This is a genomic window from Pelovirga terrestris (assembly GCF_014773365.1).
In the GTDB taxonomy this organism is placed as follows: Bacteria; Desulfobacterota; Desulfuromonadia; order Desulfuromonadales; family Geopsychrobacteraceae; genus Pelovirga; species Pelovirga terrestris.
Genome location: NZ_JACWUN010000016.1, coordinates 1 through 25033, shown reverse-complemented (window position 1 = coordinate 25033; position 25033 = coordinate 1). Strand labels below are relative to the sequence as shown.

Below are 25033 nucleotides of genomic sequence, written 5' to 3'. Positions count from 1 at the left end.
GGTCGCTTCTCGATCATTTGTCATCGTTAAAGCGCGGGGTCAGATATTGCTGATAGAGCCGGATGGCCAGCTGATCATCGCACCAATCATTGAGTTCAGCAAAGGTCAACAAGGGGTCGGCCAGGGTCAGTCCCTCCGGTTGCAATCCGGTCCAACGGCACTGGCGCCCAAAGGTCTGTAGCAGGGTAACTTCGCCCTCTGGGTCGGCGGACAGATGCAGTTGCAGCATGGTTTTGAGCTGTTGCTCCGGTTCCAGATAGAGCACCGCCGATTGCGGTTGAAACCCCCGGGTCATCAGAGCGGCACCTAACTCGCCGCCAATGAATATCTGCGAACTGACGTTCAGCTGTTTCAGCCGTTGGGCCAGACTGACCGGCGTGTCACCGGCAGCCAGTCGGCAGCGTTGCAGGAACAGGCGCGGGCGCAGGGTTTCGATGTAACCCAGCTGCCAGCGTTGTAACAACTCCTCGACGGCAGTCAGTTGCCGTTTACCCTGTTCGTCCAGGATTAAGTTGCCGCGTTTTTCCAATTCGCCAAACAGGCTGCCGATGGCTCCCAGAGCGATGCCGGCATCATCGGCCAGGGCCCGGTAGGTAGCGTTGACTGCTTTGCGGTTGCGCAGTAACAGATAGATCAGCTTCAAGCCGCTGGCACGAAACAGGCGATCGACGGTCGGCGGTTTGGGCGTATGCTTGCGGCCACTGATATCGATGTATAATGGCATCTGGTCAAGATAGACATTGCCGGCACAATCGGCGTGCTCGATCTTGCTCTTGCGCAGTTTTGCCGCCAGGTTGGCGGAAATGTAATTGCTGACCAGTAGCGGTGCGGCATTCTGTGGCGCCGGCGAGGTTTTGAGTTGATGGATGACCAGATCAGCGATATCGGCGGTCAAGCGTGGTACCACCTTGATATAGTAGTAGCGCTCACCCCAGGGGCCGGACAGACGGAACGCTCCAGCGAAGGGCCCACCGATTTTCTGCATCATGAATTCGATTTTGGCCTGGGGGATACCGCGGATGGCCTGCATGCTGTTATAGATGATTTGATCGTCTTCCAGGCGGGGTTTGCGTGGCATAGAAACCTCATACTGATGAATGCCGTTCACTATAGTCTTTTGTTCATTGTCTGTGAAGTTGGCAGAAATGCGTTGCCCTGTCAAGGCGGAGCACCTGGGGCAGGGCGCGCCGTGCCCCTACTCGATCTTGCTGATGAGAACCTCGCGGGGCTTGCCGCTGCCGTCGGAGGGGCCGACGATGCCTTCCTGCTCCATTTTTTCAATCATGCGGGCGGCGCGGTTATAGCCGACGCGTAAACGCCGTTGAATCATGGAGATGGAAGCCTGACGCGTGTCGCTGACGATTTTAAGGGCATCATCCCAGAGGTCGTCGTAGTCCTCTTCGCCGGCCTGCTCGCTGGCAGCCGGCGGGGTGGTGAGGATCGATTTGTCATATTCGGGCTTGCCCTGGCGCGAGAGAAATTCTACCACGCGCTGCACCTCCAGTTCGGAAACAAAGGCGCCGTGGACCCGTTGCAGGTAACCGACCCCGGGGGGGAGAAAGAGCATATCGCCCATACCGAGGAGGGCTTCAGCGCCCATGGAATCGAGGATGGTGCGCGAGTCGATACGGGAAAACACCTTGAACGAAATCCGGGTTGGAAAGTTGGCCTTGATCAGACCGGTGATAACATCGACGCTCGGGCGCTGGGTGGCGAGAATCAGATGGATCCCGGCTGCGCGCGCCATCTGCGCCAGACGGGCGATGGATTCTTCGATGTCGCGCCCGGCGACCATCATCAAATCGGCCAGCTCATCAACAATCACGACGATATAGGGGAGGTGGCCGTGTTCCAGCTCCTCCGGCGGGATTTCTGCGGTGATGGGGGGCAGCTCGTCCATCAGCTCGTTGGGGTCCAGTTGCGGCTCCGGCTCGGGACCGCGGCTTTCCGCATCCTTGGCCTCCTTGATGAGCTTACGGTTGTAGCCATCGATATTGCGGACCCCTTTGGCCGCCATCAGCTGGTACCGACGTTCCATCTCGCGCACCGCCCAGTTCAGGGCCAAGGCGGCTTTTTTCGGGTTGGTCACCACCGGCAGGAGCAGATGGGGGATGCCTTCATAGATCGACAATTCCAGCATTTTCGGGTCGATCATAATCAGCCGGACATCCTCAGGGGCGGCACGGTAGAGCAGGGACAGGATCATGGTATTGATGGAAACCGACTTGCCGCTACCGGTGGAACCGGCGACCAGCAGGTGGGGCATGCGTGACAGATCGGATACCACCACCTGGCCGAAGATATCCTTACCCAGCGCCATGGGGAGCTTGCCACCGTGCTTGTTGAAGGCTTCAGAGTCGATGATTTCCTTAAGATAAACGGTTTCGCGGTCCTTGTTGGGGATTTCGATCCCGACGACGCCCCGGCCCGGAATCGGGGCGACGATCCGGATGGAGACCGCCTGAAGCGCCATCGCCAGGTCGTCCTGGAGGTTGGAGATCTTGTTGACCTTGACGCCGGGCGCCGGGGAGAATTCGTACATGGTGACCACCGGTCCCGGTTTGACCTCAACCACATCCCCTTCGACCCCGAAATCGAGAAGTTTTTTCTCCAGCATCCGCGCGGCCATGGTCAGGCTGTTGCGATCAATCGGTTTGGCCGGAGCACCATCGTGCTCAAGCAGGGAGGCCGATGGCATGCGGTAGTCGCCACTGGCTTCCAAAAAAGAAAAAGCGACCTGAGGGTCTTCTTTATCGTCTACTCTTTTTTTGGATTTTTTGCCCGGCGCCAATGGGGTCAGGTTTTTCGGCTCATTGGTGATGATGGCCGGCCCTTTCTCCTCACGTTGTTGGCGGTTTTTATTTGTCAGTTCCCTGCGTGCGCGCCGTGCTTCCCGGCGCATCTCCAGCCGACGTCCCCAGCGATCGAGAAAGCCGTCAATAAACAGCACAAAGGAAAAACGGGTCGAGAGGATCAGCGCCACCAGGAAAAAAACAATCAGCACAATTGCCGCACCACCGACATTGAGATAGTGGGTCAATATCTGCACCAGTATCCGCCCCAGGGTGCCGCCGGCTTCATCGATTCGCTGGCCAAACAGCGGGACACTGTTGAAACGCAGGGCGAGCAAGGCCCCTAAGGTGATCTGCATCAGCAGAAAAGCGATCAGGCGAGTGATACGAAAATGGATATCATTCAATTTGAGCCAGCGCCACGCCAGATGCAGACAGCCCAGCGGCCATAACAAAGCGGTCAGGCCAAAGGTCTGGTACATCAGGTCGGCCAGGTGGGCACCAAAGACGCCGATCAGATTCTGTACCTGCTCCGGATGCAGGTTGTTATTGAACGAAGGATCGTCATTGCTGTAACTGAGCAGGCAGATCAACAGAAAAATCCCTAAGGCCAGCCACACCAGGCCGAGGATCTCCTTACGCATTCGGTTCTCGGTCAAAGCGGTTGTTTCTCTATCGTTCATATCAGAGTTCCAGAATGACCGGCAGAATCAGTGGACGCCGGGCGATGGTGCGGTTGAAAAAACGGCGCAGTACCTTGCGGACTTCGACCCGCAGTTCCTCCCAGTCACCGACCATGGCCAGGCTGTGTTCATTAAGCAGATCGCAGACGCGTTGTCGGGCCTCTGCCAGCAAGGCTTCACCATCGTTAGACTCTTCGGGGATAAAACCTTTGGAAAAAATGTCCGGACCCTGGATGATTGTACCGGTTGACTGGTTAATCGCCAGCATCAGGATCACCAGGCCATGGTTGGCCAGATGGCGGCGATCGCGCAGTTCCATGACCCCGACGTCGCCGACCCCCTTGCCGTCGACAAACACCCGGCCGCTTTCAAACCGTTTGCCACGGCGGAGTTCGCTGGCGTTGATGATCAACTCGTGACCGTTTTCGAGGACCAGGGTGTTTTCCGCTGCCACCCCCATCTCCATAGCTAGTTGGCGGTGCTTGACCAGGTGGCGGTATTCGCCGTGCAGCGGAACGAAATAGCGCGGCTTGACCAGGCTTTGCAAGAGCTTCAATTCTTCCCGACTGGCGTGTCCGGAGACATGGATTTCACTGGTTTTTTCGTAAATGACTTCAGCCCCACGGCGGTAGAGATGATTGATCAGGTCGCTGATGGCCTTCTCATTGCCGGGGATAAATTTAGAGGAGAGGATGACCGTATCCCCCGGTTCGATGTGGATCTGTTTGTGATCCCCCAGGGCCATGCGCATCAAGGCACTTAATGGCTCCCCCTGGCTGCCGGTGGTGATAATCAGCACCTCTTCCGGCGGCAGATGGGGCAGATCGCGCAGCTCGACAAATTGCTCATTGGGGATCGTGAGGTAGCCGAGCTGGCGGGCAACGGCGATATTGCCAACCATGCTGCGCCCGTTGATCAGCAGTTTGCGCCCGGCCAGCCTGGCCGCATCGGCGACCTGCTGGATCCGGTGGATGTTAGAGGAAAAGGTCGAGAGGATAACCCGTTGCGGACAACGGGGGATGATTTCTTCCAGCACCTTACCGACGGTGCCTTCCGACAGGGTATAGCCTTCGTTCTCGACATTGGTGGAATCAGCCAGCAGCAGCAGAACGCCCTCCTCGCCAAATTCCGCCAGACGGGCAAGATCGGTGTTTTTGCCGTCGACCGGGGTTGGATCAACCTTGAAGTCGCCGCTGTGGACAATCAACCCCGCCGGAGTTCTGATCGCCAGCCCAACGCCATCAACGATGGAGTGAGCGGCCCGGTAAGGTTCAACCACAAAGGGTGAAAGATCAATCTGCCGGCGTGGGATCATTTCAATCAGCTCAACCCGTTGGTCGAGGTCATGCTCTTTTAGCTTGCGCTGCAGCAATCCCAGGGTCAGACCGGTGCCATACACCGCCGGAGAGCCGAGGCGTTGCCATAAAAAGGGCAGGGCGCCGATGTGGTCTTCGTGGCCATGGGTCAGGATCAGGGCGATGATGTCGGCACTGCGTTCCTCCAGGGCGCTGATGTCCGGCAACACCAGGTCGATGCCGAACATGTACGCTTCAGGAAACATCAATCCGCAATCGATCAGCAGAATTTTACCCTGCGTTTCGATGCCAAGCAGATTCATGCCGATTTCGCCAAAACCGCCAAAGGGGAGCAGGCGGACGTCTTCACTGGTACGTTCAACAGGGTTGGTCATGGCTTTCCAGACAGCGGGCGATCCGCTCGTGGACCTGATCGGTCAGTTCATCGATGTGTGACATCTTCAATCCGGTAGTAGTAATCGGGGGCATAATGGTCAGCAGCAGTGGGGTCGGGTTGATACGCAGACTTCCCTTTGGCTGCACCTGATGGCTGCCGTGGATGGCCATGGGCACAATCGGTACCCCGGCTTTGGCGGCCAACAGCAGTGCGCCTTTTTTGAACGGTTGCAGGGTGCCGTCAGCGCTGCGGGTTCCTTCCGGAAAGATGATGACGGAGACCCCGTCGCGAATCCGCCTGGCCGCCGCTGTCAGGCTGCGCATCGCCTCTTTACGATTGGAACGGTCAATCGGGATATAACCACTACTTTTCATTGCCAGTCCAAAGAGCGGGATGTTGAATAGTTCCTGTTTGGCCATCCAGCGGAACTGGATCGGCAGGCCGGCGTAGAGCAAGGGGATGTCAAAATTGCTCTGGTGATTGCTGACGTAAATTGCCGGCCCATCACCTGTGAGGTTTTCGCTTCCTGTTACCTTGAGCTTTAATCCCGCCAGCCACAGACAGCTGCGTCCCCACAGGATCCCCCAGCGGTGAACAACATTCTGGCCGAACAGGGACAGGCAGACGCCAATGCTCAGGGCAATCACTGTCCAGGGGTAGAAAACCAGATAAAAAAATAGTGTGCGTAGCACCTGTTAATAACCCCTTCCTGTATAAAAACAAAAGCAGATCATTCTACTGTCACAGCTGTATCAGCGTCAAACTTTTCTCATGCAGCCGGTTACCAGCGATAAACCGGTCAACCGACGCGCCGGCGCGTTATAGCGTGAAGTCACCAGTCTCATCAAAAAATCGTCAAACCCTAACACTGCCCTAACAAAAAAAGCGCGATCATGGCGCCGTCTACATGAGCAACCAAGACGTCATTTGCAGAACGTCATTTTCACCAACAAAAGGAGAGATGAATCATGATGAGAAAAAAAGTAGCCAAACTTCTTGCAACCTGCCTGCTGGTTGTCGGCTTGCCGACAGTTGGTCTGGCCCTTGACCCTGCTTTAAAGCCTTACACCCCGGTGTCCGGGATTTCCGGGACCTTGAAGAGTATCGGTTCCGACTCCATGAACAACGAAATGACCCTGTGGGCCGAAGGATTCTTGAGTTTCTACCCCAATGTCCAGATTGAAATCGAAGGCAAAGGCTCAGGTACGGCGCCGACCGCCCTGGTCAGTGGCACTGCCCACTTTGGCCCCATGAGCCGTCCGATGAAAGGTAAAGAGCTCGATGATTTTGAGAAGCGCTATGGTTACAAGCCGACCGAGCTCAACACCAGTATCGACATGCTGGCCGTCTATGTCCACAAGGACAACCCGATCCAATGTCTGACCCTGCAGCAGGTCGACGCTATTTTCTCAAAAACCCGTCGCGGTGGTAACGCTGACAATATTCGCACCTGGGGTGATGTTGGCCTGACCGGTCAGTTTGCCAACCTGCCCATCAGTCTTTACGGACGTAACTCCGCTTCCGGTACCTATGGTTTCTTCAAGGATAACGCCCTTTTTGGTGGTGACTATAAAGATGAAGTGAAAGAACAGCCGGGTAGTTCCTCTGTCGTACAGGGTGTTGCCAGCGAGCTGGCCGGTATCGGCTACTCCGGTATCGGCTATATGACGGCCGATGTGCGCGCCGTCCCTCTGGCCGGCGGCCCGGGCGAGCAGTGCTATGCGGCAGCAGCAGAGAACGCCTATACCGGTAATTATCCCCTGGCCCGCTTCCTCATGGTCTATACCAACTACAAGCCGGGCAGCACTATTGATCCGCTGCGTCGTGAATTTACCCGCTACATCTTCAGCCGTAACGGCCAGGAAGATGTCGTGCGCGATGGCTATTTCCCGGTATCCAATGTGATTGCTCAGGAGCAACTGCAGAAACTGGGAGTCAAATAGAACAATTTGACGGGTAACACCTGCTGCCCGGAACCGTAGACATTAGTGTCGCGCTTCCGGGCAGATTTCCGCGATCCCTTCTGGCTCTTGATGCTGATGTCGGGACTAGAAGGGACCGCGGAAATCAAGACTGGCAGATGAGAAAAACAATAAGGGTGAAATAGTCGCCAAACTTATAAATGATGGTCAAATAAATGTCAGAGAAGAAAAAAATTACCGGCACTCAACGTCGCTACACCACCAAAAAAAGCATCAAGTTTATGGATGTAGCAGCAAAGGTGATGATTTCCCTCGGTGGCCTGGGAACCATTATTGCGGTCGCCGGGGTGTTTATTTTTCTGGCATCCGTGGTTGTCCCCCTGTTTGCTCCCGCCGAAATGACCCCGGCCCAGAAGATCTCCAACATCGAGGATAAGACCAAACAGGCACCGCTATTGATTGTCGACGAATTTCAGCTCAGCGCCTGGACCCTGGAAGACGCCGGTGCCAGTGCCCGGGCATTTGTTCTCAATGATGGTGAAACCCTGCTGCGGACACCTGTCTTTGCCGAAGAAACGCCCCAGGCCTGGGCCTATGACTCCTTGTCGGAAACCTTGATCGCCGCCTTTGCCGATGGCCGCATCGAGTTGAAAAACATCGGTTTCAGAACCCGATTTCTGCTTGATGAGCAGGTATTGCCTGGATTTTTACAGGAGATGGAAGTCGGCTCAGCACTGCCCTGGGATGAAGGCATTGTCCAGCGCACTCCCATTGGCCAATTGCGGCAGTTGAAACTGGAGCTGGAAAGCGAGGCTCATGTTGCGACAGAGCATGACGGTATCCGGCTGATTTCCATGATCAATACCAACAGCGGTCCGGTCTTGACCTATCTGACGCAAGATGGCGTGCTGCGGATCCAGCGGATGGTGTCGCGTCGCAACCTGCTCACGGGGCAAGTGACCACTACCGTCACCGGCGGCTCACTGCAGCTCGACCTCGACCGGCGCGGGTTGCCGCAGTGGCTTGAGCTGTCCGGTCGTGGTGATACGGCGTTTCTGGCCTGGAGCGATGGCCATCTGTTGCGTATCGATAGTCGCAATTTCAATGCCCTGGCGGTCGCTGAAGAACTCAGTCTGATCCCTGACGGCAAGGCGACCCTGACGTCCCTGTCGTTTCTGATTGGTCGTACCACCCTGGTAGCCGGTGATTCGCAAGGCCGCCTGAATGCCTGGTTCCGTACCCGGCCTGAAGGAACAGCGACCAGCGACGGTAGCAGGCTGACCCTGGTGCATGATCTGGGTCAAGGTCCGGCGGCAGTTACCGCCCTTGCCCCGTCAACGCGCAGTCGCCTGCTCGCTGCCGGCTTTGCCGATGGCACGGTGCGCACCTATCATGTCACCAGTGACCAGCTGCTGGTTGAAGAAAGAGCAGGCCAGGGAGCGGTTGCTGCTGTGGCCCTGGCGCCACGCGACAATCTGCTCGCCGCCCTGGTGCCGAGCGGACTGATGGGCTGGTATCTGGACAACAAACACCCAACCGCAACCTGGCACACCCTGTTCGGCAAGGTCCATTATGAGGGGATGAATGAGCCGGGCTATGTTTGGCAATCAACCGGGGGAACCGACGATTTTGAGCCGAAATACAGTCTCATCCCTTTGATTTACGGCACCCTTAAGGCCACCTTTTTTTCCATGTTTTTCGGCGTCCCGCTGGCGCTGCTGGCGGCTGTTTATACCAGCGAATTTCTTGAAGACAAGCGCGTCAAAGCCCAGGTGAAACCGCTGGTGGAGTTGATGGAAAGCCTACCGACGGTTGTTCTCGGGTTTTTGGCGGCTCTGGTCTTTGCGGTTTTCGTTGAGGGGCAGACAGCCAGTGTCCTGGCGGCCTTTATCACGGTGCCCTTGGCCTTTGTTGTGGCGGCATATCTGTTTCTGCTGCTGCCCATCGATAAATTTGTCCGCTTTTCCCGCTTCCGTTTTTACATCATTGCCCTGTTGGCCCTGCCCATCGGCATTCTGTTAGCGCGCCAACTCGGACCGGTTCTTGAAGCCCTGCTCTTTGCCGGTGATATCAAGGCCTGGCTCGACGGTCAAATTGGTACGGGCATCGGTGGCTGGTTTTTGTTGTTGCTTCCGTTAAGCAGTTTTGTCGTGATCCTGTTCTATGGACTGAAGGTCAATCCCTGGTTGCGCAACAGAACGTCGGGTATGACGCGCTTTGGAACCGGCATGGCGGAAATTGTCAAGTTTATTTGTGGCATCGTCATTGTTGTTGTCATGTCCTGGATCGCCGCCTCCTTGTTGACGGCGGCCGGCATCGATATTCGCGGTGACTTCCCCTTCACCGGTCAGATTATGGGCACCTATGTTCAGCGCAATGCCCTGGTGGTTGGCTTTGTTATGGGGTTTGCCATTATTCCGGCAGTTTACACGATTGCCGAAGATGCTTTGTCGAGTGTCCCGGAGCATCTGCGTTCCGGTTCCCTGTCAGCGGGTGCCAGCCCTTGGCAGACGGCCATCCGTATCATTATTCCAACCGCCGCCAGTGGCTTGTTTTCGGCAGTGATGCTCGGTCTTGGCCGAGCGGTTGGGGAAACTATGATCGTGCTGATGGCGACGGGCAACACGCCGGTGATGGAAATGAATATTTTTAACGGTTTTCGAACCCTGTCGGCCAACATCGCCGTTGAACTGCCTGAGGCCATCATCTATGGCACCCATTTTCGCATTCTGTTTCTGGCGGCTCTGACCCTGTTTTTGTTGACATTTACTATCAATACCATTGCCGAAGTGATCCGGCAGAGGTTCCGCAAACGGGCTTTTCAGCTGTAATCACAGCGCTAAAAGTGTGGCGTCGAAGTAACATACATTGAAGGCACGGCATCTATCGATGGATAACAAAGCAACTAACAATAACAATAGCAAGGCCACTACACGGCTGTGGCGACGCCAGGGAACCGGCACTTCAGTGGCGTCGTTGGGACAACCGATGGTGTGGTTGGCTGGTGGCATGCTGGCCTTGTGCAGCGTCATGATTATCGCATTGATTTTGCTGGTAGTAGTACGCGGCATGGCGACCTTTTGGCCTGGCGCCATTGCCAGTTATCACACGGTTGACGGTCAGATAGTGACTGGAGAAGTGACGCGTTCCAGCACCTATGAGCCCAGGCCGGAACTGATCGACACTTTACCGCCGGAGGCCCAGGAGCGAGCGCGCCAACTGCTTGCTGCCAATGACGGGCTGGCTGAGCGGGTGCTGGTGCGTACCGGTAACTATGAACTTGATAACAGTCATTTTGCCTGGGTGAGTAACTACACCATTGAACGCATGGAGAAGCCGGAATGGTTTGTCGTGATGGAGCGTTTAACCTGGGGTCGGTTCTACGGTGTGCCGACAGCTTTTTACGTCGATGGGGAATTGGTTGCCGATACTCCTGCCGACGTCTGGCGTGAGTTTGAGCGCCATCATGGCGATATTCGCAAGCGCTGGCAGCAACGCCGGACGCTGGAAAGCAAAGCCATCGGCCGCATCAACCATCAGCAGGAAAGTGCCCGACTGGAACTGCGGGGCGCTGAGATTGCAGCCCAGCAGGCACGGCTAAATCATGGGGTGCGATCAGAACAATACCTCCAGGCGCAGGCTGTATTTGAACGACAGCAGCAACGTTTTAATCAGGTTGAAGCCGAGTTTGAACGCCGTTACGCAGACATTCGCGAAGAGATCGTCGCCCTTAATCAGGAGAATGAGCGCTATCAGATCCGCCTGATGACGGTGAATGGTCAGGAAAAATCCATGGGGATGGCGGAAGTAGTGCGCGCTTATCCTGCCAATCAGCTTTCCCTGCTCGGGCGCATAGGTGTTTACCTGGATCGCTGGCAAGAGTTTCTGCTGGATGATCCGCGTGAGGCTAACAGTGAAGGGGGTGTTTTCCCGGCCATCTTCGGAACTGTCGTAATGACCCTGATCATGGTGGTATTTGTCGTGCCTTTCGGCGTGCTGGCGGCCCTCTATCTGCGCGAATATGCCAAAGCCGGACCGTTGGTCAGTGTCATTCGCATCGCGGTGAACAATCTGGCCGGTGTGCCCAGTATCGTTTACGGGGTCTTTGGTCTGGGATTCTTCTGCTATCTGGTGGGCGGGTCCATTGATCAGCTGTTTTTCAGTGAAAAGCTGCCGAATCCGACCTTTGGTACCGGCGGTATTTTGTGGGCCAGTCTGACCCTGGCCCTGTTGACCTTGCCGGTGGTGATTGTTGCCACCGAAGAAGCCCTGGCGGCGGTTCCCGGTTCCATGCGCGAAGGCTCCTATGCCTCGGGTGCGAGCAAGTGGCAGACGATCCAACGCATTGTGCTGCCAAGAGCGATGCCGGGGATTATGACCGGGATGATTCTGGCCATGGCGCGGGGTGCCGGTGAGGTCGCTCCGCTGATGCTGGTCGGTGCGGTCAAGCTCGCTCCCGAGCTGCCCATCGACAGTATTGCCCCTTTTGTCCACCTGGAACGCAGCTTTATGCATCTGGGCTTCCATATCTATGATCTGGGGTTCCAGAGCCAGAACAGTGAAGCGGCAATCCCCATGGTCTTTACCACAACCTTACTGCTGATTCTGATCATCACCTTGCTTAATGTCGGGGCGATCTGGTTGCGTAACCGGTTGCGGCGCAAATTTGTGGTCAGTGCGGTTTAAGTTTAACTATTCCAAAGAAGAGGCTGGATTAATGGTAACAACAGATACAACGCGAGTAACCAACGGTAGTAATGGCACGGCTGCCGATCCCGGCTACGCCGAACGCAAAAATCGTGGGCGCCTGCAGGAGATTGCTGCCGGCAAATGGTTTCCGCCGGTTGTCGATCACCAGTTGGAGCGCGAAGAGCCGGTTCTGACGGTAAAGAATTTCTGCCTCTGGTACGGCAAGGCGCAGGCCCTGTTTGATGTGTCGATGAAGGTGCCAAAATCCAAGGTCACCGCCCTGATCGGCCCTTCCGGCTGTGGCAAATCAACCTTGCTGCGCAGTGTCAATCGTCTGAACGACCTGGTCGATTCAGTGCGCATCAGTGGTGAGATGAACCTCTACGAAGATTCCATCTATGCCAAAGGTGTCGATGTCATCGAACTGCGCAAGCGCATGGGCATGGTGGCTCAGAAGCCCAACCCCTTCCCTATGTCGATCTATGAAAATGTCATCTATCCCTTGCGGATCGATGGCGTCCGTGATCGTCGGATTCTTGATGAGGTCTGTGAAACCTCCCTGCGTGGTGCGGCCCTGTGGGATGAAGCCAAAGATCGTCTGCATCAGAGTGCCCTTGGTCTGTCCGGCGGTCAGCAGCAGCGCCTGTGTGTCGCCCGCGCCATTGCTTCCGAGCCGGAAATGTTGCTGATGGATGAACCCTGCTCCGCTCTTGACCCCATCGCCACCGGCAAAATCGAAGATTTGATCGATCAGTTGCGCGGCGAATACACCATTCTGATTGTTACCCACAACATGCAACAGGCGGCGCGAGTCAGTGATTACACCGCCTTTATGTATCTGGGACAGTTGGTGGAATATGGTGCCACAGCATCCCTGTTTAAAAAGCCCCAGCTCAAAGAGACGGAAGACTATATTTCCGGCCGCTTTGGTTGATGGCTGTCTGCACGTGTGAAAGCGGATAAGACCCCGATGTCGGGATATTCAAACACCAAAAAAACAAAGGAGAAACAGACAATGATCAGGTTCAAAAATATCGTGCCCCTCGTAATGCTCGTTCTGGTGGCTGTTGTCACCATCGGTTGTGCTGCAAAAGATCTCAGTGCTGCCAACCATGGAGCAACGTCGAATTATGATCGTCCCGGTTTTATTACCGGTGTTGAAGACGGACGTTTATGGGTTTTCCTTGCCGGCAGTAAGGAAGGACAAGCCTATGCCGCCACCAAGAGCAAACCGGCTAAACATGTAGTCCGCCCCGGCGCCGGACCCAACGGCATGACGATTCGGGCGCCTGAATTTGACGTTATTGACGCTTATCTAATGGCAAAACCCGGATTTGTCACCGGCATTGAAGATGGCCGCCTGTGGGTATTCAAGGAAGGAACCAAAGAGGCTGATGCCTATATTGCCTCTAAAAGCAAGCCTGCTAAACATGTGGTGCGCCCGGGTGCCGGTCCCAATGGTATAACCATCCGTGCCCCCGAATTCGATACTATCGATGCCTATCTGGTGACCAAGTAATTTAGCTAGACCTAGCTGCATCAGCCGATGAGAGAATTATGACTCAGATTTTTTTCCGCGAAATAAAACGCTTAAAAACCCTGCTCTTAGAGCAGGGTGAAGCGGTGGAAGAGCAGGTCAGGTTGGCTAAACAGGCCCTGCTCAGCATGGACGTAACCCTGGCCAAAAAGGTGCTTGCCGCCGATGATGCCATCGATCAGCGCGAGGTTGATCTACAGGAGGAATGTTTCAAGATTCTGGCGCTGCATCAGCCGGTTGCTGTTGATTTACGTTTTTTGGTTGCTGTGCTTAAGTTTAATAATGATCTGGAGCGCATCGCTGATCTGGCGGCTAATGTTGCCAAGCGGACCGTCAAATTGAAAGAGCTGAATGATACCGAACTGGTGTACGACTTTGCTGAAATGGCGGCCATTGCCCGGCAGATGCTCCATCAGGCTATGGCGGCCCTGGTCGATATTGACGCCGAAGCAACCGCTGATGTGTTCAGTCTGGAAAAGAACCTTAATCGTCTGCACAAAACCAACTCCAATACCATTCGCCAGGCGCTGAAGAAAAACCCTGAACGAGCAGAGTCATTGGTTCATCAATTGGTGATCTCCAGAAACATGGAGAGAATTGGGGATCTGGCGACCAATCTGGCCGAAGAGGTGATCTATGTCGCCCGTGGCGAAATTGTCCGCCACAGTGAGTCGCCCCTTTAGATTTTTTCAGAGGATCTGCGTCAATGCGTGTTAAGGCGTTGATGGCGCAGAGGTAGCGGGTGTCGCTACCAGAATAGCAGGACCCAACCGGGACAGTTTCTCTAGGATCATAGAGACTGTCCCTTTTTTGTGGTTTCTTAAGGGTGTCAGCAGCTCGATGGCAGGCGAAGAAGATCGGCTTTTAGTAGGTATGACGAATAATCTCCCCGTCGATCATATAGAGGACATCTTCGGCAATGTTGGTGGTTAAATCGGCGATGCGTTCGAGGTGGCGGGAGAGGGAGAGGTACTCGATCAGGGCATCGAGCTGTTCCGGCTGCCGGCGGATCTGATCTTTGACCAGGCCGTAATTGTCTTTGTGCATGGCGTCGACTTCATCATCGAGCCGGCAGACCTCGTGGGCCAGTTCCATGTCCAGATTGACCAGGGAGTCGAGACTTTTTTTCAGCATACTTTCAACCTTGTCGGCCATGGCAAACAGGGCAAATGGTATGGGAGCCGGTTTTAAGGCTGCCAGGCCGCGGGTACGCTGCGCAATATTGACCGACAGGTCGGAGATGCGCTCAAGATCGTTGTTGATTTTCAGTACCGAGACGATAAAACGCAGATCAATGGCCACCGGTTGGTGCAGCGCCAGGATCTTCAAACACTCCTCTTCAAGATCAACCTCCATCTCGTTGACTTCGACATCCCGTTCAATAACGGCCTCAGCGAGGCTGGTGTCCATTTCTTCGAGGGAGTGAATCGCCTGATGAAAGCCCTCTTCCACTACCGCTGAAAGGGTAAGAATACGTTTTTTCAAATCATCAATCTGGCGTTCGAGATACAAAGGCATGCGGATCAATCCTCTTGGTCTGGAGGGGTTTTTGGTGATGCCTGCACAGTGGTCGCCGGCGACAAGCTGTTATGGTGCTGGGCCTTAAGGGGGATCTGCAGGGAGAAAGTGCTTCCTTCTCCCGGGGTGCTGGTAACGCTAACCTCACCGCCGTGAGCCTGGGCAATATGTTTAACAATGGCCAGACCAAGGCCGGTTCCGCCAAGCTTGCGACTGCGGGCCTTGTCGGCACGATAAAAGCGTTCAAACAACCGTGGTAAATGAACCTTGTCGATGCCACAGCCCCAGTCGCGGACGCTGATGGTGACAAATCTGTCAGACTGGGCAGTTTCAATCAGTACCCGGCCTTGCTCCGGGCTGTATTTGATGGCGTTGGTCAGCAGGTTGATCAACGCCTGCTCCAGCAGCGGGGCATTGATCGGGGCCCTAAGGGCGGCGGGGCAGAAGGACTCGATCTGTAGCTGTTTCTCTGCCGCCAGGTTAGCACTGGCTTGGACGGCAGCGGTAATGACCGGGGCGAGGGACATTTCGACCAAGGGGAGTTCCTGCTGGTCGCTATCCTGCTCGATGCGGGCAAGAATCAGTAGATCGTCAATGATGTCATTAAGGCGATCTGCCTGACGCATCATAATCTCAAGAAATTGCGAGGCGCTGTCCGGATCGGCAATGGCACCTTCCTGCAGGGTTTCGACGAAGCCCTTGATGGCGGTGATGGGTGTTTTCAGCTCATGGGATACGTTGGCGACAAAGTCACGGCGGACATTTTCCAGGCGCCGCAGGCGGGTGACATCGTTAAGAACGATCAGGGCGCCAAGTTCCTGTCCTGATTCCCCGCGTAACAGGGAGCCGTGGGCCTGGAGATAGAGGTCTTCGTTGCCGTGCAGGACGATATCGCCCTCAACCGGATCACGAGCTGACAACGCCCGCCGGACAAAACGCTGCAGATCGGCTTTGCGGATGGATTCCTGAATACTGCGTCCCTTGACCTCTTCCGCTGAGACCCCGAGCAGGGTGGCGGCAGCGCGGTTAATACGAATGATGCGCTCGCTGGTGTCGACGGCCAGGACTCCTTCGACCATGCTCGCCAGCACCGCTTCCTGCTCGTTGTGCTGACGCACGACGGTGCGCATGCGCTGGTCAAGCTCGTAGGCGGTGGTGTTCATGGCCGTCGCCAGGGCGGTAATCTCAATAGAACCTTTTATGCGCAGCCGCTCGGTCAGTTCGCCGCGGGCAAAGCGCTCCGCGCCCCGGCGCATCTCTTCTAAGGGACGACTGATGCGACGACTGATATAGGTCCCGATCAGGGTTGCAATCAGCATAACAACAATGCCACTGACGATAATCTGCCGATAAACAATGCCAAGCGTCTGATCAATGGTGGTGACCGGCAACGCGGCGCGAACAACGCCAACCAGCTGGTCCTGATGATGGACCGGAATCGCGACATACATCATATTTTTATGGACGGTGTTGCTGTAGCGGGTGGCCTGTCCGATTGTGCCGGTCAGGGCGATCGCAACTTCCGGCCGCAGGGCATGGTTCTCCATGAGCTCTGGGCTCTCCAGTGAGTCGGCGAGGACGGCTCCGGATGGCAGAACGAAGGTAAAGCGGGTTCCTGTTTCTCTACTCAGATGGATGCTTAATTCGTCGAGGCGGTCGCTGTGGTCAAGGGCGAAGGAATCGGCAATCTGGAAAGCCGCGAGTCTGGCGCGGGCTTCCAGTCCGGCTGCCGTTTCTTCCAGGTAAAAGGTGCTTAAGTTGCGCGCAAAAAGCCAGGTCAGCAGCAACAGGGTGAGCAGGATAAGGGAAAAAAATGCCGGCAGAATCTGCCATACAAAACGCAGGCGCATCATTGATCCTTGAAACGATAGCCGACACCGCGAACGGTCTCGATGATTTTGCCGGAAGGGCCAAGTTTTTTGCGCAGGCCAACAATCTGGACATCGACAGCACGATCGGTGACCGAATAATCGTCCCCACGCACCGCATTGACAATCTGATAGCGGGTGAAGACCCAGCCGGGGCGGCGGGCGAGCAGATAAAGAACGCGGAACTCGGTAAAGGTAAGATCGACTGCCTGATTATTAACCAGCACCTCATTGCGGCCGGGATGGATGCTGATCGGGCCGATGTGCAACGATTCCCCCTCATCGGTGGCGCTGTCATGGTCGCGCTCGCGGCGCCGCAGCACCGCCTTTAACCGAGATGACAGCACCCGTGGACTGAAGGGCTTGGTCACGTAGTCGTCAGCACCCAGTTCGAGCCCGGTGACGATGTCGTGTTCTTCCCCCTTGGCGGTGAGCATGACGATGGGAATAGCGGCGGTTGCTTTGGCGCTTTTTAACGCACGGCAGACTTCCAGCCCATCAATTCCCGGTAACATCAGGTCGAGGACGATCAGGTCGGGGCTCTCGGCGCGGGCGGCATTCAAGCCCTCTTCGCCGGTCTGCGCACAGCTAACCTTGAACCCCTCTTTGATCAGGTTGTAGTGCAATAGCGCGAGGATATCCTCTTCATCTTCAATAACCAGAATATGTTCTTTCCCCATAGCACCTCCATGACCTGTCATTTTCTCTTAATTTTTCAATAATTACTATCGTACTGTTAGGATTTGATGAGAATTAATGAAAAAGTGTGAGACACCTTTTCCTTCCTGCCTGGGCCGATAGGGCTTGCCAAGGGTCAGCAGGTAACGCTAAAAATGGTCCGGATACGGTTCTTTTAAGACGGCAACGAAAGAGGTTTTATTATGTCTGAACTACAACACGGGCTGATCTATGGGGCTTTTTTCGCCTATGTCGCCGCAGTGTTTCTTTATCTGTGTCACTTTCGCTGGCGTCTGAGCTGGTTGTGGCGCAGCGCTTTTGCCATGGTACTGCTCGGTTTTGCGCTACAGACCTTATGCCTGGCCTTGCGCTGGATCATCGCCGGCTACCTGCCGATCACCAATCTGTTCAATACCCAGCTCTTTTTCAGCTGGTGCCTGGCAGCGACCTATCTCTATGTCGAATTGCGTTACCGGATCCACGGTGCCGGCCTGTTTGTCATGTTCTGCTGTCTGCTGCTGTTTGCCAGTGTGCTGACCCGCGACCCGGCTATTCCCGTGTTGATTCCAGCGCTGGATACCCCCCTGTTTACCCTGCATGTGACCACCTCCTTTGCCGGTTACGCTTTTTTTACCATGGCCTTTTCCATGGGGGTCCTCTACCTGGTGCAACGCTGGGTGGGTAGTTCGTTACTGCCGGAACTGAAATTACTGCGAAAAATTAACGAGGAGGCGGTTTTTCTCGGCTTCTGCCTGTTTACCCTGTGCCTGATCTTTGGCGGGATCTGGGCTTACGTCGCCTGGGGGTATTACTTTTCCTGGAATATCAAGGGGGTCTGGTCAAGTCTGGTGTGGTTGTTTTACGGCGGTATGTGTCACGCCAAGTTCGTGCGGCGCTGGCAGGGCACTGGTTATGCTATCCTGTCGATTGCCGGTTTTGCTCTGGTTCTGTTTACCTATATCGGGATTGGTGTGCTGCTCAGCAGTAACCATCCCCTGACCTGACGGAGGTGACAATGTCAAAAAATCCTTCATGGGTTGGGAGCTTGTGGTCGTTGCTCTGTTCGTTGAAGCTGGCGATTGTTCTGGCCAGTTGTGCTACCCTGATAGCTGTGGGTGGATCATTATTGATGCCGGCAAACCCGCAGGTATTTACTCCCCTGGATGAGATGATCCTCAAGGACTGGCTGGTTGACATTGCCCCCCAATCCCCGTTTCTGACCTGGTGGGTGCCGACGGCCGCAGTGTTGGTGTTGCTGCTTGGGTTAAACACCCTGTGCTGCGTGATTGACTGGTTGCTGCACATTCGCGTGCGCTGGCGCAAAAGTGGCGAATATCTTATCCATTTCGGATTTTTTCTGATTGTCTGCGCTTTTTTATGGGGAAATCTGACTGGCTATCGCGCCGGTGGACAACCGATCTTTGTCGGTCAGAGTGTTGAAGTGCCACCTCACGGGCTTGTGCTTAAGCTCGAGGAAGTGCAACCGTTAGAAGGCCCTGGAGGGCGCATCATGGAGATGGCCAACACCCTGGCCCTCTATCGCGGTGATGAACTGCTCAAGCGCGTGGAGACCCGCGCCAATCATCCCCTGACCTGGGGTGGGCTGGTGGTGATTCCGGCGAATGCCGGGCAGGTCATGATGGGGGGGCGGTTGCGCACCTACAGTCTGATGACCGTCAACTACGATCCCGGTGCCAATCTAGCCCTGGCGGGGTCTGTCGCCATGGGGTGCGGAGTACTGTTCGCAATGTTTTCTTTCTATCGCAAGCGCTCCAGCGGCGATCATCCCGACATTGAGTAACCTTGGTCGGGCACCTCTTTTCGGCGATTATTGTCGTTTTAGCGTAGGAGAAGCACGATGCAGAGACACAATAGCCTGATCCTGTCCATTCTGGTTGTGTTCGGTATTTCTATGAACGCTGGGCTGCTTGCGGCGCAGGAATCCGATCCGATTGCGGTTGAGGTCGGTGGAGTAGGGACCAATCCAGTGACCCGGTCAGCGGCGGTGTTGCTTTATGCACAAGCAGAGAATAGGGTCTTGCCGATTTTTATCGGCAGTGCCGAGGCCGGGGCCATAAGCCGCTATCTGGATGGAGTGTACACCCCGCGGCCGATGACCCATGACCTGATCAGCAATCTGTTGGATGTGTTTGCCGGCCAGCTTGAACGGGTTGTTGTCAGCGACTTTCGTGACAGCACCTATTTTGCCCTGCTGGTCATCCGCCTCGACGACAAGGTGATTCGGGTTGATGCCCGCCCCAGCGATGCCATTGCTGTGGCATTGAAGCAGGGTGTGCCGATTGTTGTCGAACGCAAGGTGCTTGAAGCCCTTGGCTATCGTCATGATGGCAACGAATTGGTGCCGCCAACCCACCCGCCGGCGGCAGAAGAGATTCCACCCACGGAGTGGATTTGAAGGAAAAAGCCTATGAACTGGGCTGTATTGGTTACCAGCTTCGCGGTCAAAGACCGCGTCCTTGCCCATAATCCCCTCGGGGCTATCTATTCCGGCTATTGTCTGCGCAAGCTGACGGGGCAGAAATAAACCCTACGGCTTATTTTTCTGCAGTAGCAGAATGCGCGAACCATGGCAGGCGAGAATCGAGAAGCCGTATTGTCGACAGATATAATCGAAGGAGTGCAGGTGATAGAAACTGACGTGGGTGGGGTCGGCTTTATAATACCAGGTGCGAAAATCGATCTGTTCATGCCACCGTTCGGTCATGACAAAAAGGTATCCCCCCGGCGGCAATAGCGCTATCAGACGTGACAATTCGGTGGCCGGAGAGTGAAAATGCTCGAAACACTCGGTGGCAAAAATAAAATCAAACGGCCCTTGTGGGCGCTCTGGGAAAAAAATGGGATCGTAGTTATGGCAGTGAATCCCTTCCCGCCCGAGCAGCACGCTCAAGGTTGGACCGGGGCCACAGCCGTAGTCGAGCCCACGCATGGTCGGGGTCAGATAGGCCTGCGCCGGTTGAATGATCCGCTGTAAAAAGGCAACATAGCCTGGATGATCAGGGCTGTTCTGATGATGTACGTAGATCTCTCTTTCCTGCTCTAGCGTGGGTAAGGCATCCCGATCGACGAAAACCAGGTCACAAAAGCGGCAGTGCCAGTAACGACGTTTTTTGCGGGTCTCGAAGATCAGATATTTGTTGCCATCAGATTGGCACAGCGGACAGACTTGTGGAATTATTGATGTCTGGTGCAGTCTAGGAGTCATTGAGCTCTGTCGGTTTAAAGGTATCAGGTGGTTCCAGCGGCTTTTTCTAACACTATTTTTGCGGCGGGACAAGCCTGTGGCAGAATCGGCAGGACATCAAGGAGTGATGCTTTCGCAAAAGCATCAATTTAGATGGATAAGCTGCTGAATAGTTACAAATAATGTTTATCCAATAACGCAAGCTGCTACAATGACGACCATGAAAAAAATCATCCTTTTTGATCACGACGGGGTGTTGGTCAATACCGAACACTGGTACTACCTGGCCAACAAAAGGGCACTGGCAGAGTTGGATATTGACCTGCCCCTGCCGGTCTATCTGGAGTTAATGGCGGACGGCACCAAGGTCTGGACCCTGGCCCAGGCGGTCGGAATTGACGATCAGCAAATCGCTACCGCCCGAGCCCGGCGTGACAACTATTATCAACAGTACCTGATCACCGAAGATATCGAGATCGATGGGGTCACCGAAACCCTCAAAGAGCTTTCCGCTGTCTGTCGGATGGCGATTGTCACCACGTCCCGCCGGGTAGATTTTGAGTTGATTCACCGCCACCGACAGCTAATCGACTATATGGATTTTATCCTGACGGTTGAAGATTACCCCCGCGCCAAACCCTATCCGGACCCCTATCTGAGTGCTTTGCGGCGGTTCCAGGTAACCGCAGATCAGGCGATCGTGGTCGAGGATTCCGCTCGTGGGCTCAAGTCCGCCGTGGCGGCGGGGGTTGACTGTATTGTTGTACATAATGAGTTCACCGCCAGCCACGATCTTTCTGCCGCAACGCTGAAAATTGCCGATATTCGTGAGTTGCCGGTGATGATGAAGGCACTTATATAACGGGGCGGCTAAGCAGGCTGAAGCGGTGCCCAATGGACCTGTTTGTGAGAATCACGACACACAACGTTTAACGGTTAAAATGGAGAGCCCATGCGGATATTTCTGATCATGTTGTTCCTGTTGCTTGCAGGCACGGTGTCGGCTTCAGCGCAGGAGTTGATTCAGGTTAAACCCTTGTACACCACGAACATGTCACCGATTATCCAGATTTATGGACTGCCGGCGGCTGAAGCCGGCGATCTCACTGCCGTGGGGGAACTGTCATTACGGGTTGTTGCTGAAGTGGCGAGCCATTACACGAAAGATGATAAGGGCGCCGAATCGGTTCTTTTCGATGGCGAAACCAGCCGCGCCATTGTCTCCATGCGTTATGGTTTAGCCCAGAGGTGGGAGGTGGGCGTTGATGTGCCGATGATCTCCCATGATGGTGGTATGCTCGACAGTTTCATTGAAGGTTGGCACGACTTCTTCGGTCTGCCGCAAGGGGGACGAGACCGTGCCAGTCGCGATCAATTGCGGTACTATTACCAGCGCAACGATTCGGCCGCCCTCGATTATTCGGGCAGTAACGGCGGTGTTGGTGATCTCGCCCTGTTTGCTTCCTACCAGTTGCTCGCTGCTGAACCGGCTGCGCGCCGCGGTGTCGCCCTGCGCACCGGCATCAAATTACCGACCGGCAACAGCAGCCGTCTACGTAGTAGCGGCGCAATGGATGCCCATGTGCGGTTAACCGCCAGTGATGCCGAGACCTTGGGTGAGTGGAACACCACCCTGTTCGCCAGTGGCGGGGTCTTGTGGCTGGGCAAGGGGGATGTGCTGGAAGATCAGCAGCGCCGCTGGGTCGGCTTTGGCTCGATTGGTGTCGGCTGGATGCCGTTATCCTGGGTCGATTTCAAGCTGCAGCTTGATGGTCACACCTCCTTTTACGACAACAGCAATTTAACCGAGATCAACACATCTTCGTTGCAGCTGGGGATCGGTGGTTCATTGCATTTTTCCGAGCAAGTCAGCCTGGATCTGGCGGTCATCGAGGATGTTGTCGTTGGTAGCGCCGCTGACGTAGTGTTCCACAGCGCCTTGAATTGGCGATTCTGAGGGTTATGATAAGGCGATCGCTATGGGAGAAATCTGCACCTTCTGTCAGGCCGTGAATCAATGTTTGTAAGTCATGATGATCTACTGTGGATGTTAAGACAAGTCTACGGTCGAAGATTCAGACAGGAAGAACTGATCCGTAAATTCAGCAACCGTGGCATGTCCAGTTTATTGCCATATGCTGCTGGAATCGAATCACTCTACAATCATCATGATGACAAGACGGACGTTCTAAACAAAGCGGTTCGTGCTTTAGCCGCCAGGATCAACCGGGAGATTGATTCTGACCTTTTTCCAACCACAATAGCCTTTGCTGATTTGCAAGATCAATTGCTGCCGACCCTTATCCGTTCTATCGAGGATGAGGATTCTTCTGCCTTGGAAAAAGGGGCGCGGGTCAGCGTGCGGCCGGATAGTGACAGTCGTTATGTCAGACCCGGCAGCGAAGGTTTTATCACCGAAAAATGCAATGGCTCCTCGAGAATCCGCTTTTACTTTACGGCCGGGCCCTATGGCACTGACACCTTTACAACCGAGATTGCTGATCACGATCTTCAGCTGTTGACGGTTGAAAAACTTATTGCGCGGCACGGCGATGTTCCGGGCGTGGCGCTGTATTTCTATAACGATTCCTTTTTAAGGTCGATGAAATCCCGTCTTGATTCCGCCGTCTATTCTTTTAGCTCCAACCTCGCTGTTCAATTCCTGCTTGATGCGGGTTTCCTGAAGGTTGATGGTGACGAACTTGTCGGTGTTCCAGACCGAATTTTCCCCGTGCTTGCTCCCGGCTTCGATCGAGCCTACCAGGATCCGAGCCTGTTCAGTTCTCCAACCTTGTCCTGTCCGCCATCCGAGCGCAAAGCCCACGTCTTGCGTTTGGAGTTAACCACCGGCTGTGATTATAATCGCTGCACCTTTTGTTCTGAATATACTGACCTGCCCGCAGTGACTAAATCTTTCGATCAATTCAAAGACCATGTCGACCGGGTGGCTGATATTATTGGTTCAGAAAAATCTCGGATCCAGCGGCTGTTCATCGGCAGCGGCAATTCCCTGGGGGTGGATACCGGGTTGCTGGTGCGATGCCTGGGTTACGCAACCGACGTTTTTAAGCCCGAGAAAATTTCCCTGTATGGCCGGACAACGTCAATCCTGGAAAAGTCCGCTGACCAGTTGAACCGACTCAAGCAAGCCGGGTTGTCCCTTATTTACTGGGGGCTGGAAAGCGGTTCTGATGAGATTCTGCATTATATCCACAAGGATTGCACCCGCGATGACATGATTGAAGCGTCGAAAAAATTGGCCGCAGTGGGCATCGAGGTGTCTGCGATGTTGATGCCGGGGGTGGGTGGTCTGAAGTTTTCGCAACAGCATATTGAGGGAACCCAGAAACTGTTGCACAATATGGACATTAAATATCTGACCCTGCTCTCGATTAACCCTTCCGAGTCGTCATTCTACCAAAGAAAGATGCAATCCCAAGTCGATAACCGCCACCTGACCTGCGATGAAGTCAATGCCCAGATCTACCGTCTCCTGGAAGGGTTAAAGCCAATGGGGGTTCATATCGGTATGTTCACTGATGAAATTGATCAGGCCAGCAGCAATACGATGCGATTTAATTGTCACTTTACCGAGGCTAACAAGGACATTTTATTGCGGGAATTTTGGAATGCATAGGAGAAGACTTTTTCGTCTCAGGAGGTGGTTTTTAGAATAGAACTTTGAGTCTGCTTCCCAACAGTGTAGTATGCCGGATTCATGACATTGTAGGTGGGTGATTATCATGTACAACATAAGGAGGTTTTTATGTCGGTTAATAAGGTTATTCTGGTAGGTAATCTCGGTAAAGATCCGGAACTTCGCTATACCCCGTCCGGTACAGCGGTGGCGACTTTTTCGTTGGCAACCACAGAACGTTACAAGGATCGTGACGGTCAACGGCAGGAAAAAACCGAGTGGCACAATATTGTCGCCTGGCGGCAACTGGCAGAAATCTGTGGCAAATTCCTGCATAAGGGGAAGCAGGTTTACATTGAGGGAAAAATCCAGACGCGCTCCTACGATGATCGTGACGGCAACAAGCGTTATATCACCGAGATTGTCGTTGATCAGATGCAGATGCTCGGCAGCAAGGATGACGGGCAGCAGGGCGGTGGCGGTTACGCTGCGCAGCAGGACCGGGGTAATGCTCCCGCCCAGCGCAGCGGGCAACAGTCTTCAGGAGGCAGTACAAGCAGGGATGATTTTGAAGAGCCGGCGTTTAACCCGGATGATGAAATTCCATTTTAGACAGATTTTAGACGACCCTTTTAAAAAAATGTTGACATAGCAGGCTCAATCCCTTTGCCGATAAGGGATTGAGCTTTTTTTATGTGCGCCCGGCAGGGCGCGTGGTGCTCAAGCACCATCCATTTGGCTGTGGTGACCAAATGGTGACTTGGAGGTGAAAGTCCTCTGCGGACCCTGATGACGGGAACCGCTAGCCGAAC

21 protein-coding genes are annotated in these 25033 nt (G+C 54.7%); 13 read left to right on the top strand and 8 right to left on the bottom strand.

The genetic code is table 11. From position 1 onward, the window contains the following. Window positions 1–13: 13 nt before the first annotated feature. The 4 genes from ICT70_RS12570 to ICT70_RS12555 all read right to left on the bottom strand — a co-directional run bounded on the left by ICT70_RS12570 (window position 14) and on the right by ICT70_RS12555 (window position 5859). Window positions 14–1078, bottom strand: a complete 1065-nt coding sequence (locus ICT70_RS12570) for a type IV toxin-antitoxin system AbiEi family antitoxin (protein ID WP_191157166.1) — start codon at window positions 1076–1078, stop codon at window positions 14–16. A gap of 117 nt (window positions 1079–1195) precedes the next feature. Beyond that, a complete protein-coding gene (locus ICT70_RS12565; RefSeq protein WP_191157164.1) occupies window positions 1196–3475 on the bottom strand; it encodes a DNA translocase FtsK in 2280 nt (759 codons plus the stop codon). Between the two features lies 1 nt (window position 3476). Next, a complete protein-coding gene (locus tag ICT70_RS12560; protein ID WP_191157161.1) occupies window positions 3477–5165 on the bottom strand; it encodes a ribonuclease J in 1689 nt (562 codons plus the stop codon). Beyond that, complete coding sequence (locus tag ICT70_RS12555) at window positions 5149–5859, bottom strand: 1-acylglycerol-3-phosphate O-acyltransferase (RefSeq protein WP_191157159.1); 711 nt, start codon at window positions 5857–5859, stop codon at window positions 5149–5151. The genes ICT70_RS12560 and ICT70_RS12555 overlap by 17 nt, the downstream gene beginning before the upstream one ends. Window positions 5860–6135: 276 nt before the next feature. On the opposite strand from ICT70_RS12555, the gene ICT70_RS12550 reads away from it, so the two are divergent. From ICT70_RS12550 to phoU (ICT70_RS12525), 6 genes are all read left to right on the top strand, one after another. Further along, window positions 6136–7110: a PstS family phosphate ABC transporter substrate-binding protein gene (locus ICT70_RS12550; protein ID WP_224747033.1), complete on the top strand. Its 975-nt coding sequence runs from the start codon at window positions 6136–6138 to the stop codon at window positions 7108–7110. 194 nt (window positions 7111–7304) lie between these two features. Next, window positions 7305–9920 (top strand): ABC transporter permease, encoded by a 2616-nt coding sequence (locus ICT70_RS12545; RefSeq protein ID WP_191157157.1) that lies wholly within the window; start codon window positions 7305–7307, stop codon window positions 9918–9920. 58 nt (window positions 9921–9978) lie between these two features. After that, window positions 9979–11775, top strand: coding sequence for a phosphate ABC transporter permease PstA (pstA, locus tag ICT70_RS12540; protein WP_191157155.1), 1797 nt, complete (start codon window positions 9979–9981; stop codon window positions 11773–11775). A 31-nt stretch (window positions 11776–11806) separates the two neighbouring features. Next, a complete protein-coding gene (pstB, locus tag ICT70_RS12535) occupies window positions 11807–12712 on the top strand; it encodes a phosphate ABC transporter ATP-binding protein PstB (protein WP_191157153.1) in 906 nt (301 codons plus the stop codon). 81 nt (window positions 12713–12793) lie between these two features. Next, window positions 12794–13297, top strand: a complete 504-nt coding sequence (locus tag ICT70_RS14950) for a hypothetical protein (RefSeq protein ID WP_224747032.1) — start codon at window positions 12794–12796, stop codon at window positions 13295–13297. A 38-nt stretch (window positions 13298–13335) separates the two neighbouring features. Beyond that, the gene (phoU, locus tag ICT70_RS12525; RefSeq protein WP_191157151.1) at window positions 13336–13998 is read left to right on the top strand and encodes a phosphate signaling complex protein PhoU; all 663 of its coding nucleotides are present in this window, start codon (window positions 13336–13338) and stop codon (window positions 13996–13998) included. Between the two features lie 181 nt (window positions 13999–14179). Here phoU (ICT70_RS12525) and phoU (ICT70_RS12520) read toward each other — a convergent pair whose 3' ends face one another. The 3 genes from phoU (ICT70_RS12520) to ICT70_RS12510 are packed head-to-tail and all read right to left on the bottom strand — an operon-like array spanning window position 14180 to window position 17381. Beyond that, window positions 14180–14833 carry a phosphate signaling complex protein PhoU gene (phoU, locus tag ICT70_RS12520; RefSeq protein ID WP_191157149.1) on the bottom strand — a complete coding sequence of 218 codons (654 nt, stop codon included), beginning with the start codon at window positions 14831–14833 and terminating at the stop codon, window positions 14180–14182. Between the two features lie 5 nt (window positions 14834–14838). Beyond that, window positions 14839–16683, bottom strand: coding sequence for a sensor histidine kinase (locus tag ICT70_RS12515; RefSeq protein ID WP_224747031.1), 1845 nt, complete (start codon window positions 16681–16683; stop codon window positions 14839–14841). Beyond that, entirely contained in the window at window positions 16683–17381 is a 699-nt protein-coding gene (locus tag ICT70_RS12510) for a response regulator (RefSeq protein WP_191157145.1), read from the bottom strand. The genes ICT70_RS12515 and ICT70_RS12510 overlap by 1 nt, the downstream gene beginning before the upstream one ends. Window positions 17382–17582: 201 nt before the next feature. Here ICT70_RS12510 and ccsA point away from each other — a divergent pair, with 201 nt between their 5' ends. Genes ccsA through ICT70_RS12495 form a run of 3 tightly spaced genes read left to right on the top strand, consistent with a single transcriptional unit; the run spans window position 17583 to window position 19795 of the window. Then, window positions 17583–18383: a cytochrome c biogenesis protein CcsA gene (gene ccsA, locus ICT70_RS12505; protein WP_191157143.1), complete on the top strand. Its 801-nt coding sequence runs from the start codon at window positions 17583–17585 to the stop codon at window positions 18381–18383. Window positions 18384–18394: 11 nt separating this feature from the next. Continuing rightward, the gene (locus ICT70_RS12500; protein WP_191157141.1) at window positions 18395–19180 is read left to right on the top strand and encodes a hypothetical protein; all 786 of its coding nucleotides are present in this window, start codon (window positions 18395–18397) and stop codon (window positions 19178–19180) included. A 57-nt stretch (window positions 19181–19237) separates the two neighbouring features. Continuing rightward, window positions 19238–19795 carry a bifunctional nuclease family protein gene (locus tag ICT70_RS12495; protein ID WP_191157139.1) on the top strand — a complete coding sequence of 186 codons (558 nt, stop codon included), beginning with the start codon at window positions 19238–19240 and terminating at the stop codon, window positions 19793–19795. 132 nt (window positions 19796–19927) lie between these two features. On the opposite strand, the gene ICT70_RS12485 is transcribed toward ICT70_RS12495, so the two are convergent. Further along, entirely contained in the window at window positions 19928–20605 is a 678-nt protein-coding gene (locus ICT70_RS12485; RefSeq protein WP_191157137.1) for a class I SAM-dependent methyltransferase, read from the bottom strand. A 199-nt stretch (window positions 20606–20804) separates the two neighbouring features. On the opposite strand from ICT70_RS12485, the gene ICT70_RS12480 reads away from it, so the two are divergent. From ICT70_RS12480 to ICT70_RS12465, 4 genes are all read left to right on the top strand, one after another. After that, complete coding sequence (locus tag ICT70_RS12480) at window positions 20805–21446, top strand: HAD family hydrolase (RefSeq protein ID WP_191157135.1); 642 nt, start codon at window positions 20805–20807, stop codon at window positions 21444–21446. Window positions 21447–21536: 90 nt separating this feature from the next. After that, complete coding sequence (locus ICT70_RS12475; protein WP_191157133.1) at window positions 21537–22541, top strand: DUF3187 family protein; 1005 nt, start codon at window positions 21537–21539, stop codon at window positions 22539–22541. Window positions 22542–22631: 90 nt separating this feature from the next. Next, window positions 22632–24221: a radical SAM protein gene (locus tag ICT70_RS12470; RefSeq protein WP_191157131.1), complete on the top strand. Its 1590-nt coding sequence runs from the start codon at window positions 22632–22634 to the stop codon at window positions 24219–24221. 129 nt (window positions 24222–24350) lie between these two features. Beyond that, window positions 24351–24833 carry a single-stranded DNA-binding protein gene (locus ICT70_RS12465; protein ID WP_191157129.1) on the top strand — a complete coding sequence of 161 codons (483 nt, stop codon included), beginning with the start codon at window positions 24351–24353 and terminating at the stop codon, window positions 24831–24833. The last annotated feature ends 200 nt before the right edge of the window (window positions 24834–25033 follow it).

What these genes read in the sequence shown, in the direction of transcription:
- ICT70_RS12570 (WP_191157166.1), bottom strand. Translation starts at nt 1,078, where the DNA reads ATGCCACGCAAACCCCGCCTGGAAGACGATCAAATCATCTATAACAGC.
- ICT70_RS12565 (WP_191157164.1), bottom strand. Translation starts at nt 3,475, where the DNA reads ATGAACGATAGAGAAACAACCGCTTTGACCGAGAACCGAATGCGTAAG.
- ICT70_RS12560 (WP_191157161.1), bottom strand. Translation starts at nt 5,165, where the DNA reads ATGACCAACCCTGTTGAACGTACCAGTGAAGACGTCCGCCTGCTCCCC.
- ICT70_RS12550 (WP_224747033.1), top strand. Translation starts at nt 6,136, where the DNA reads ATGATGAGAAAAAAAGTAGCCAAACTTCTTGCAACCTGCCTGCTGGTT.
- ICT70_RS12545 (WP_191157157.1), top strand. Translation starts at nt 7,305, where the DNA reads ATGTCAGAGAAGAAAAAAATTACCGGCACTCAACGTCGCTACACCACC.
- pstA (WP_191157155.1), top strand. Translation starts at nt 9,979, where the DNA reads ATGGATAACAAAGCAACTAACAATAACAATAGCAAGGCCACTACACGG.
- pstB (WP_191157153.1), top strand. Translation starts at nt 11,807, where the DNA reads ATGGTAACAACAGATACAACGCGAGTAACCAACGGTAGTAATGGCACG.
- ICT70_RS14950 (WP_224747032.1), top strand. Translation starts at nt 12,794, where the DNA reads ATGATCAGGTTCAAAAATATCGTGCCCCTCGTAATGCTCGTTCTGGTG.
- phoU (WP_191157151.1), top strand. Translation starts at nt 13,336, where the DNA reads ATGACTCAGATTTTTTTCCGCGAAATAAAACGCTTAAAAACCCTGCTC.
- phoU (WP_191157149.1), bottom strand. Translation starts at nt 14,833, where the DNA reads ATGCCTTTGTATCTCGAACGCCAGATTGATGATTTGAAAAAACGTATT.
- ICT70_RS12515 (WP_224747031.1), bottom strand. Translation starts at nt 16,683, where the DNA reads ATGCGCCTGCGTTTTGTATGGCAGATTCTGCCGGCATTTTTTTCCCTT.
- ICT70_RS12510 (WP_191157145.1), bottom strand. Translation starts at nt 17,381, where the DNA reads ATGGGGAAAGAACATATTCTGGTTATTGAAGATGAAGAGGATATCCTC.
- ccsA (WP_191157143.1), top strand. Translation starts at nt 17,583, where the DNA reads ATGTCTGAACTACAACACGGGCTGATCTATGGGGCTTTTTTCGCCTAT.
- ICT70_RS12500 (WP_191157141.1), top strand. Translation starts at nt 18,395, where the DNA reads ATGTCAAAAAATCCTTCATGGGTTGGGAGCTTGTGGTCGTTGCTCTGT.
- ICT70_RS12495 (WP_191157139.1), top strand. Translation starts at nt 19,238, where the DNA reads ATGCAGAGACACAATAGCCTGATCCTGTCCATTCTGGTTGTGTTCGGT.
- ICT70_RS12485 (WP_191157137.1), bottom strand. Translation starts at nt 20,605, where the DNA reads ATGACTCCTAGACTGCACCAGACATCAATAATTCCACAAGTCTGTCCG.
- ICT70_RS12480 (WP_191157135.1), top strand. Translation starts at nt 20,805, where the DNA reads ATGAAAAAAATCATCCTTTTTGATCACGACGGGGTGTTGGTCAATACC.
- ICT70_RS12475 (WP_191157133.1), top strand. Translation starts at nt 21,537, where the DNA reads ATGCGGATATTTCTGATCATGTTGTTCCTGTTGCTTGCAGGCACGGTG.
- ICT70_RS12470 (WP_191157131.1), top strand. Translation starts at nt 22,632, where the DNA reads ATGTTAAGACAAGTCTACGGTCGAAGATTCAGACAGGAAGAACTGATC.
- ICT70_RS12465 (WP_191157129.1), top strand. Translation starts at nt 24,351, where the DNA reads ATGTCGGTTAATAAGGTTATTCTGGTAGGTAATCTCGGTAAAGATCCG.